We start from the raw sequence: 9,461 nt of genomic DNA on the forward strand, positions 1-9,461 counted from the left end.
GCGACCGCCTGCCGGTCCGGCGCCGTCGCGACCGGCCGCACGGGCGACGCCCGGCCGCGGCGGCTAGCGTGGGGATCCCACCCCCAGGAGGAGTCCGCGTGCCCCGTCCCACCGACATCATCATCAGCCCGCTCGACGGGAAGCGCGCCGTCGTCACCGGCGGCAACAGCGGCCTCGGCCTCGAGACCGCCCGCCGGCTGGCCGCGGCCGGCGCGTCCGTCGTCCTCACCTCGCGCGACCCGGAGCGCGGCGAGGAGGCGGCCGGGACCATCCGGGACCGCCACCCCGGCGTCCACGTCGAGGTCGGCTCGCTCGACCTCGCCGACCTCGCCTCCGTCCGCGCCTTCGCGGACCGCGAGCGGGAGCGCGGGCCGATCGACGTGCTCGTCGACAACGCGGGCGTCATGGCGCCGCCGGACCGCCGCGAGACGGCGGACGGCTTCGAGATCCAGCTCGGCACCAACCACCTCGGCCACTTCGCCCTCACCGGGCTGCTGCTCCCGGCGCTGCGTGCCGCGGAGGAGCCGCGCGTGGTCGTCGTCTCGAGCCTCGCGCACTGGATGGGCCGCATCGCGTTCGGCGACCTGCAGTCGGAGCGTCGCTACAGCCCGTGGGCCGCGTACGGCCAGGCCAAGCTCGCGAACCTGCTGTTCATGCGCCGCCTGCAGGCGCTGTCCGACGAGCGCGGGTGGGGCCTCACCGCCGCGGCCGCCCACCCGGGCGTCACCTCCACGAACCTCGCGAAGAACGGACCGGGATCCGGCCCGAAGGGCGCCATGAGCGACCTGGCCGCCCGCTTCGGCCCGGCCGCGCAGGGCCAGGACGTCCGCGTGGGCGCCCTCCCGCAGATCCAGGCGGCGACGGGCCTCGGCGTCCACCCCGGCGACTACTACGGCCCCGCGGGCGCCGGCGGCATGAGCGGCATGCCGCACCTGGCCGCGTCGAGCCCCTGGTCGAAGGACATGGATCTCGCGCGCCGCCTCTGGGACGCGTCCGAGCAGCTGACCGGGGTCGGCTACCCGGCCTAGCCCACGACCGATGCACGGCCGATGCGCCCGGGTTCCGCCCGGGCGCATTCCCTATGGTGGGGACATGAGCATCGACGCCGACCGGCCCTGGGTACGCAGCTACGCGGACGGGGTGTCGGCGGACATCCCGCCGGTCATCGGATCCCTCGTCGACATGGTCGAGCGGTCCATCCAGCGGCACGCGAAGGCCGTCGCGCTCGAGTTCTTCGGCCGCGAGACGACGTACCGCGAGATGGGCGACCAGATCAGCCGCGCGGCCGAGGGGCTGCGCCGGCTCGGGGTGCGCAAGGGCGACCGCGTGGCGCTCGTGCTGCCCAACTGCCCGCAGCACATCGTCGCGTTCTACGCGGTGCTGCGGCTCGGCGCCATCGTCGTCGAGCACAACCCGCTGTACACGCCCCGGGAGCTCCGCCACCAGTTCGAGGACCACGGCGCCCGCGTGGTCATCGCGTGGAACACCGTCGTCGGGACGATCCAGGACATGCCGCGGGACGTGCCCGTCGACACGATCGTCTCGGTGGACCTGCCGGCCGCGATGCCGCTCGCGACCCGCCTGAAGCTCCGCCTCCCCGTGCCGGCCGCACGCCGCGCCCGCGCCGCGATCACGACGCCCGTCTCCGGCACCACGACCTGGGAGGAGCTCGTCGGCCACCGGCGCATCGCCGCGTCCCGGCCGCGTCCGGAGCTCGACGACGTCGCGATCCTGCAGTACACGAGCGGCACGACCGCGAGTCCCAAGGGCGCGGTCCTCACCCACCGCAACCTGCACGCGAACGCCATGCAGGGCCGGGCCTGGGTCCCCGGCCTCGCGGACGGCGGCGAGACGGTCTACGGCGTGCTGCCGATGTTCCACGCCTACGGCCTCACGCTCTGCCTCACGTTCGCCATGAGCATCGGCGCGCGCCTCGTGCTCTTCCCCAGGTTCGACGTTGACCTCGTGCTCGCCGCCGCCCGCAAGCACCCGCCGACGTTCCTGCCCGCCGTCCCGCCCATCTACGAGCGCCTGGCCCGCGGGGCGACGCAGAGGCGCGTCGACCTGTCGGGCGTCCGCTTCGCCATCTCCGGCGCGATGAACCTGCCCGTCTCCACCGTCGAGCTGTGGGAGGGCCTGACGGGCGGGTACCTCGTGGAGGGCTACGGCCTCACCGAGACCTCGCCGGTCGCGCTCGGCAACCCGATCGGCCCGTCGCGGCGGCCCGGGACCGTGGGCGTGCCGTTCCCGAGCACCGAGGTGCGCGTCGTCGATCCCGAGGACCCGACCGTGGACCGGGCACCCGGCGAGGAGGGCGAGCTGCTCATCCGCGGTCCGCAGGTATTCCAGGGCTACTGGCGTCGACCGGACGAGACGCGCGCGGCGCTCCTGGAGGGCGGCTGGTTCCGCACGGGCGACATCGTGCGCGTCGACGCGGACGGCTTCACGACCATCGTCGACCGGATGAAGGAGCTCATCATCACGGGCGGCTTCAACGTCTCCCCCAGCGAGGTCGAGGACGTCGTGCGCGGCGCCCCCGGCGTGCAGGGCGCCGCGGTCGTCGGACTCCCGTCGTCCGACGGCGGCGAGGACGTGACGGCCGCGGTCGTGCTCGAGCCCGGGGCGACCCTCGACGAGGCCGCCATCCGCGCCCACTGCCGCGCGCACCTGACCGCCTACAAGGTCCCCCGCCGGGTCGTGCGGGTCGAGGCCCTCCCCACGTCGCTCATCGGGAAGGTGCTCCGCCGCCAGGTACGCGAGGACCTGCAGCGCGAAGGCTGACCGCCGCCTGGCAGCACGCTCCCCGGTGCGGGCCCGACCGGCCGGCGGCCCTACGGTGGAGGTGCACCGTTCGTGCACCAATGATCTGAGGAGCACCATGACCCGAGGCATCGCCGTCGTCACCGGAGGATCGGCCGGGCTCGGCCGCGCGACCGTGCGCGAGCTCGCGGACCGCGGCTGGGACGTCGCCGTGCTCGCCCGCGGCGAGGACGGCCTCGCGGGCGCCGTGGCCGACATCGAGTCCCGCGGGCGCCGCGGTCTCGGCATCCCGACCGACGTCGCCGACCGCCTGGCCGTGGAGGCCGCCGCCGACCGCGTCGAGGCCGAGCTCGGCCCCATCGACCTGTGGGTCAACGACGCCATGGTCGGCGTCTTCGGCGAGTTCCTCAGCACGGACCCGGCCGACTTCGAGCGCGCCACCGCGGTCAACTACTTCGGCTTCGTCAACGGCACGCGCGCGGCGCTGTCCCGCATGGTGCCGCGCGACCGCGGGCACGTGATCCAGGTCGGATCCGCCCTCGCCCACCGCGGGATCCCGCTGCAGGCCGCGTACTGCGCCGCGAAGCACGCCGTCCAGGGCTTCACCGAGTCGGTCACGACGGAGCTCATCCACAACCGCAGCGCCGTCCGGATCTCCACCGTCGACATGCCCGCGCTCAACACCATCCAGTTCAACTGGGTCAAGTCGCAGCTCCCGCACCACCCGCAGCCCGTGCCGCCCATCTTCGAGCCCGAGGTGGGCGCGCAGGCCATCGCCGCGGTCGCCGACAGGCCCAAGCGCCGCAACTGGGTGGGCGAGCCCACGGTCAAGACCGTCCTCGGCAACCGCTTCGTCGCGAACTGGCTCGACGGCTACCTCGCGAAGGTCGGCTACTCGGGCCAGCAGGCGTCCGACAAGACCCAGCCCATGCTGCCGACGAACCTGTACTCGCCCACCCCGGGCGACCACGGCGCCCGGGGCATCTTCAGCGACCGGGCCCGCACCATGAGCCCCCAGATCTGGCTCGTCCGCAATCGGGCCGCGGCCGTCGCGCTCGGTGCCGGGGCTGCGCTCTCCGGCATCGTCGCCGGGGCCGTCGCGCTCCGACGCCGCTAGCCTCGGACCATGGGTGACATCGACGCGATCGTGGTCGGCTCCGGACCGAACGGGCTGGCCGCGGCCGTGACGATGGCGCGGGCGGGGCTCCGCGTCCAGGTGCACGAGCGGGCCGCGACGATCGGCGGCGGCAGCCGCACCGCGGAGCTCACGCTCCCGGGCTTCCACCACGACATCTGCTCAGCGGTGCACCCCATGGCGCTCGCCTCGGGCTTCTTCCGGGCCTTCCAGCTGCACCGCCGCATCGACCTCGTCGTGCCGGAGATCTCCTACGCGCATCCCCTCGACGGCGGACGGTCGGGCGTCGCCTACCGCGACCTCGATCGCACGGTGGACGCGCTCGGCGTGGACGGCCGTGCCTGGCGCCGGCTGATGGGCCCGCTCGCGGCGGAGGCCGACCGGGTCGCGCAGTTCACCAACGGCCCGCTCCTGCAGGTGCCCCGGCACCCGCCCACCGCGATCCGCCTCGGGCTCCGCGCGCTCGAGCAGGGCTCGCCGCTCTGGGACGCGCGCTTCCGTGGCGACGTCGCGCCCGCGATGTTCACGGGGGTGGCCGCGCACGCGATCCAGACCATGCCGAGCATCTCCACCGCCGCCGCCGCGCTCGCCCTCGGCACGTACGCGCACGCGCGCGGCTGGCCGGTGCCCGTCGGGGGCAGCCAGGCCATCGTCGACGCCATGGTCGACGACCTGCGCGCCCACGGCGGCGAGGTCGTCACCGGATCCGAGGTCTCCTCGCTCGACGAGCTGCCGCCCGCCCGCGCGGTGCTGCTCGACACGAGCGCCCGGGCCCTCGCGCGCATCGCGGGCGACCGGCTGCCCGCGCGCTACCTCCGGGCCATCCGCCGGTTCCGGTACGGGAACGCGGCCTCCAAGGTCGACTTCGCCCTGTCCGGGCCCGTGCCGTGGACGGACCCCGCGCTCCGAGGCGCCGGCACCCTGCACGTGGGCGGCACCCGCGCCGAGATCCAGGCCGCCGAGCGGGCCGTCGCCGCGGGACGGCACAGCGACGACCCGTACGTCCTGGTCGCGCAGCCCTCCGTCGTCGACCTCGGACGCGCGCCCGCGGGGCAGCACGTGCTGTGGGCCTACACGCACGTGCCCGCGGGATCGACGGTCGACCAGACCGAGGCCATCACGCGGCAGATCGAGCGGTTCGCGCCCGGCTTCCGGGACCTGATCCTCGCGTCCTCGAGCATCGACGCCGTGGGCATGGAGGAGCACGACCCCAACTACATCGGCGGCGACATCGCGGCCGGCGCCGCGACCGTGTGGCAGCTGCTCGCGCGCCCGGTGCTCTCGCCGGATCCGTGGCGGACGCCCGCCGCCGGCGTCTACCTCGCCTCGAGCTCCGCCACCCCCGGTCCCGGCGTGCACGGGATGGCCGGGTACCAGGCGGCCCGCAGCGCGCTCCGGCACGAGTTCGGCATGGACCGCGGGCCCGATCTCGGGCTGTAGCCGCGCGTCCCACCTTCGGATTACCGCAGCCTGAGCGTCCGCGGCAGACTGGGGGCATGTCCGTCACCCGTCGCCGCATGCGCTGCTCCCCGTCCGACGTCGCCGAGGTCCTCTCCGACGGCTGGCTGTTCCCCGCGTGGGTGGTCGGTGCGTCCCGCATGCGCGCCGTGGACGACGCGTGGCCGGCATCGGGCTCGCGGCTGCACCACTCCTTCGGCTCGTGGCCCGTGCTCATCGACGACGCCACCACCATGCTGGAGTGGGACCCGCCCCGGCGCATGGTCATGCAGCCGAAGGGCTGGCCGCTCGGCGAGGCGCGCGTGACGGTCGAGGTGCGGACGCTCGCGGACGGCTGCGAGGTGCGCATGACCGAGCGCGCGGTGCGCGGTCCGGGGCGGTTCGTGCCCGCACCGCTCATGGACCTGCTGCTGCACGCCCGGAACGTCGAGACGCTCCGCCGCCTGGCGTACCTCGCCGAGGGCCGGCACGCCGGGCGGTCCTGATCCGCCCCCGCCCGTCGCCCCCGCGACACCGGCCGGCGCCCGCCCGCGACCTAGAGTGGGAGGGGTGACCATCCCCACCGACCGGCCCTGGCTGGCCAGCTACGCGCCCGACGTCCCGCACGAGATCGACCTCCCGCAGGGCTCGCTCGTCGACATCGTCGACCAGTCCGTGCTGCGCTTCCCCGACGGGACGGCGCTCGACTTCCTCGGCGCGGAGACCAGCTACCGGGAGCTCGGCGCGCACATCGCGCGCGCCGCCCGGGGCCTGCACGACCTGGGCGTGCGCGCCGGCGACCCGGTGGCGATCGTCCTCCCGAACTGCCCGCAGCACGTGGTGGCCTTCTACGCGGTCCTCCGCCTCGGCGCGGTCGTCGTGGAGCACAACCCGCTCTACACGCCCCGCGAGCTCCAGCACCAGTTCGAGGACCACGGCGCCCGCACCGTGATCGCGTGGGACAGGTCGGTGGCCACCATCCAGGCCCTGCCCGACGCCGTGCGCCCCGAGCGCATCGTGTCCGTCGACGTCACGCGCGCCATGCCGTTCCGCACGCGCGTGCTGCTCCGGCTGCCGGTGCCGAGGGCCCGCGCGGCGCGCGCGGCCATCGCCGCGGAGGTCACCGGGACCACGCGCTGGGAGGGCATCACGGCCTCGGAGCCGCTCGCCGCCGACCACCCGCGGCCGTCGGCGGAGGACCTGGCGGTGATCCAGTACACGAGCGGCACGACGGGAGCGCCGAAGGGCGCCGAGCTCACGCACCGGAACCTGAGCGCCAACGCCGCCCAGTCGCGGGCCTGGGTGCCCACCATCCCCCGCGGCACGAGCGTCGTCTACGCCGTGCTGCCCATGTTCCACGCGTACGGGCTGACGCTGTGCCTCACGTTCGCGATGAGCATGGGGTCCCGCCTGGTGCTCTTCCCCCGGTTCGAGCCCGACCTCGTCCTGCAGGCGATCCGCCGCCACCCGCCGACCTTCCTGCCGGCCGTGCCGCCCATCTACGCGCGTCTCCGGGAGGCCGCCGCGGCGGACGGCGTGTCCCTGGCCGGCATCTCCATCTCGATCTCCGGGGCGATGGCGCTGCCGGAGTCCGTCGTGGTGCCGTGGGAGGAGCAGACCGGCGGGTGGCTCGTCGAGGGCTACGGCCTGTCCGAGTGCTCCCCCGTGCTCATGGCCAACCCCGTGGGCGACACGCGGCGCGCCGGGACGGTCGGGCTCCCCCTGCCGAACACGGAGGTCCGCGTCGTGGATCCCGAGGACCCGTCCGCGGACCGGCCGGCGGGCGAGCCCGGCGAGCTCCTCGTGCGCGGGCCCCAGGTGTTCCGCGGGTACCACGGCCGACCCGAGGAGACCGCCGCCGTGCTGCTCGAGGGCGGCTGGTTCCGCACGGGCGACGTGGTGACCATCGACGCCGACGGCTTCGTCCGCATCGCCGACCGCATCAAGGAGCTGATCATCACCGGCGGCTTCAACGTGTCGCCCTCCGAGGTGGAGGACGCGGTGCGCGAGCTCGACGGCGTCCGCGACGCGGCCGTCGTGGGCATCCCGCGCGACGGCGGGGACGAGGAGGTCGTCGCCGCGGTCGTGCTCGAGGACGGCGCGACCCTCGATGAGGCGGCCGCGCGCGCCGCGCTCCGCGAGCGCCTGACGGCCTACAAGGTGCCGCGCAGGATCGTGGTGCTCGACGAGCTGCCCACCTCGCTGCTCGGCAAGGTGCTGCGGCGGAAGGTGCGCGAGGGGATCGTAGCGGGCGGCTAGAGGAAGTCGCCGCCGCCGAAGCCGCCGCCGAGGTCCGCGCCGCCGAAGCCGCCGCCGAGGTCCGCGCCGCCGAAGTCGCCGCTCCCGAAGTCGCCGCTGCCGAAGTCGCCGCTCCCGAACTCGCCGCTGACGGGGTCGCCGCTCCCGGGGTCGCCGCTGCCCGCATCGCCCGCACCGGCATCGTCGGCCCCCGCCTCGCCGCCGTCCGCTCCCGCGTCCGCGTCCGCGCTGGCCTGGTCCTGTCCGACGCCGTCGGGGATGAGGGCCTGGGCGATCGCCGACCCGACCACGACGCCCGCGATGGTGCCGAGCATGGATCCGGCGATCATGCCGCCCATGCCCATGCCGCCGCCCGCTCCCGCGAGGCCGCCGCGCGGTCCGAGCGTCCGCTCCAGGGTGCCGGGGGCGCGCATCTCGGACCGCGTGGCCGACCGGGCCAGGGACTCCGGGCGGTCGTCGACGGGGGCGTCGCCCTCGGCCGCGTCGGCGCTGAGCTGGCGGAAGAGGATCTCGCGCTGCTCCGGGCTCAGCTTCTGGAAGGCCTCGACGTGCACCTCCTCGATGCGCTCGGGCGGCGCGGTGCGGAGCAGGTAGCGGTAGCGCTCGACGGCCACCTCGTCGGGACTGCGCTCGGGAGCGCTGCGGGCGGAGGCCCGCGCGCGCTGGTCGTCGGGCTGCTCGTCGCGGCCCAGGAGCCTGTCCAGGAATCCCATCGTCATGCCTCTCGCCGGGGCCGGATCGGCGCGTCTCGCCGACCGCGTCGGCCGTCGCCACCGTATTCCGCCCACCGGGGAGACCCGTGGGAGCCGGATGGGGGCCGGGTCAGCGCGCCGCGCGGCGCCGCTGTCCGCGACGGCGGACGGCCCGCCCGACGAGCAGGACCAGGAGGATCCCCAGCACCGCGTACACCGCGTAGTCGAGGTACTGCGCGTACTGGTCGATGAGCTCGTACTGGCTCCCGAGCGCGGCCCCGAGGCCGATGAGGGCTCCGTTCCAGAGCCCGCTGCCGGCGATCGTGTAGAAGCTGAAGGTGCCGAGGTGCATGCCGGCGGCACCCGCCGGCAGCGAGATGAGGCTGCGGACGCCCGGCACGAGCCGGCCGAAGAACACCGCCGAGCGGCCGTGCCGGTGGAACCACGCGGCCGCGACCTCGAAGTCGTGGCGCTCGACGAGCGGCAGCCGGGCGAGCACGCGGATCGTGCGCTCCTCCCCGGCCTTCCGCCCGAGCCAGTACAGCAGGAGGGCGCCGAGGTAGGCCCCGAGCGTGCTGGCCACGATCACGAGCACCAGGTTCATGCGGCCGGTCGCCGCGACGAAGCCCGCGAGCGGCAGCACCACCTCGCTGGGGATGGGCGGGAACACCGTCTCGATGAAGGTCATGGCGCCGACGCCGACCTCGCCGAGCGCCTCGATCACGCGCGCGGCGGTGCCCACGAGCCCGTCGAGGCCCTCCAGGGGGTCCTTCCCCGCGGCGGCGGGGTGGAGGCCCGCGATGGCGGTCGTCGGCAGGGTGGTCGGCGGCAGGAGGGCGGTCACCCGTCCACGGTACCGGGCCGTGCCCTGGGAGGACGCGGGCGCGGCGCCGGCCGGATGGTGCGCGGACGCGACATCCCGCGGCACCGCGGACGCCCCGGACGGCCGTCGCGTAGCGTGGCCGGGTGCCATCCCCGACCCGCCTCCCCCGTCCGCTCCGCACCCCCCTCTCGCTCCTCGCCGCCGTCGGCCTCGTCGCCGGGCTCGGCGCGTGCACCGCCCAGGATGCCGCCCCCGAGGTGCTGCGGCCCGTCACCGCGGCCCCGGACGCGCCGCTCACGGTCGTCGGCGACGCCGACGGCTCGGCCGCGTCCGTCGCGATGAGCGGGAGCCTGTT

Annotated in this window: 8 protein-coding genes and 1 pseudogene; 7 read left to right on the forward strand and 2 right to left on the reverse strand. The window is 75.3% G+C overall.

Going from position 1 to position 9,461, the window contains the following annotated elements; all coding sequences use genetic code 11:
• Positions 1 to 98: 98 nt before the first annotated feature.
• The 6 genes from Q6969_RS09410 to Q6969_RS09435 all read left to right on the forward strand — a co-directional run bounded on the left by Q6969_RS09410 (position 99) and on the right by Q6969_RS09435 (position 7,591).
• Positions 99 to 1,028 (forward strand): oxidoreductase, encoded by a 930-nt coding sequence (locus Q6969_RS09410; RefSeq protein ID WP_317230201.1) that lies wholly within the window; start codon positions 99 to 101, stop codon positions 1,026 to 1,028.
• 64 nt (positions 1,029 to 1,092) lie between these two features.
• On the forward strand, positions 1,093 to 2,781 hold the full coding sequence (locus Q6969_RS09415; protein WP_317230202.1) for a long-chain-fatty-acid--CoA ligase: 1,689 nt from the start codon (positions 1,093 to 1,095) through the stop codon (positions 2,779 to 2,781).
• A gap of 97 nt (positions 2,782 to 2,878) precedes the next feature.
• Positions 2,879 to 3,877 (forward strand): SDR family oxidoreductase, encoded by a 999-nt coding sequence (locus tag Q6969_RS09420; RefSeq protein ID WP_317230203.1) that lies wholly within the window; start codon positions 2,879 to 2,881, stop codon positions 3,875 to 3,877.
• A 9-nt stretch (positions 3,878 to 3,886) separates the two neighbouring features.
• The gene (locus Q6969_RS09425) at positions 3,887 to 5,335 is read left to right on the forward strand and encodes an NAD(P)/FAD-dependent oxidoreductase (protein WP_317230204.1); all 1,449 of its coding nucleotides are present in this window, start codon (positions 3,887 to 3,889) and stop codon (positions 5,333 to 5,335) included.
• A gap of 56 nt (positions 5,336 to 5,391) precedes the next feature.
• The gene (locus Q6969_RS09430; RefSeq protein ID WP_317230205.1) at positions 5,392 to 5,838 is read left to right on the forward strand and encodes an SRPBCC family protein; all 447 of its coding nucleotides are present in this window, start codon (positions 5,392 to 5,394) and stop codon (positions 5,836 to 5,838) included.
• A gap of 64 nt (positions 5,839 to 5,902) precedes the next feature.
• A complete protein-coding gene (locus tag Q6969_RS09435) occupies positions 5,903 to 7,591 on the forward strand; it encodes a long-chain-fatty-acid--CoA ligase (protein ID WP_317230206.1) in 1,689 nt (562 codons plus the stop codon).
• On the opposite strand, the gene Q6969_RS09440 is transcribed toward Q6969_RS09435, so the two are convergent.
• On the reverse strand, positions 7,588 to 8,304 hold the full coding sequence (locus Q6969_RS09440; RefSeq protein WP_317230207.1) for a hypothetical protein: 717 nt from the start codon (positions 8,302 to 8,304) through the stop codon (positions 7,588 to 7,590). The two genes, Q6969_RS09435 and Q6969_RS09440, sit on opposite strands and share 4 nt — an antisense overlap.
• A 109-nt stretch (positions 8,305 to 8,413) precedes the next feature.
• Positions 8,414 to 9,127 (reverse strand): DedA family protein, encoded by a 714-nt coding sequence (locus Q6969_RS09445; protein WP_396335532.1) that lies wholly within the window; start codon positions 9,125 to 9,127, stop codon positions 8,414 to 8,416.
• Between the two features lie 122 nt (positions 9,128 to 9,249).
• On the opposite strand from Q6969_RS09445, the pseudogene Q6969_RS09450 reads away from it, so the two are divergent.
• Positions 9,250 to 9,461: pseudogene (locus Q6969_RS09450) on the forward strand (hypothetical protein); the annotation flags it as partial.

Source organism: Clavibacter sp. MX14-G9D, assembly GCF_032917815.1.
Classification (GTDB): domain Bacteria; phylum Actinomycetota; class Actinomycetes; order Actinomycetales; family Microbacteriaceae; genus Clavibacter; species Clavibacter michiganensis_K.

Bases quoted from the DNA above. Each gene is read 5' to 3' on its own strand.
- Q6969_RS09420 (WP_317230203.1), top strand. From the start codon at position 2,879: ATGACCCGAGGCATCGCCGTCGTCACCGGAGGATCGGCCGGGCTCGGC.
- Q6969_RS09425 (WP_317230204.1), top strand. From the start codon at position 3,887: ATGGGTGACATCGACGCGATCGTGGTCGGCTCCGGACCGAACGGGCTG.
- Q6969_RS09440 (WP_317230207.1), bottom strand. From the start codon at position 8,304: ATGGGATTCCTGGACAGGCTCCTGGGCCGCGACGAGCAGCCCGACGAC.
- Q6969_RS09415 (WP_317230202.1), top strand. From the start codon at position 1,093: ATGAGCATCGACGCCGACCGGCCCTGGGTACGCAGCTACGCGGACGGG.
- Q6969_RS09430 (WP_317230205.1), top strand. From the start codon at position 5,392: ATGTCCGTCACCCGTCGCCGCATGCGCTGCTCCCCGTCCGACGTCGCC.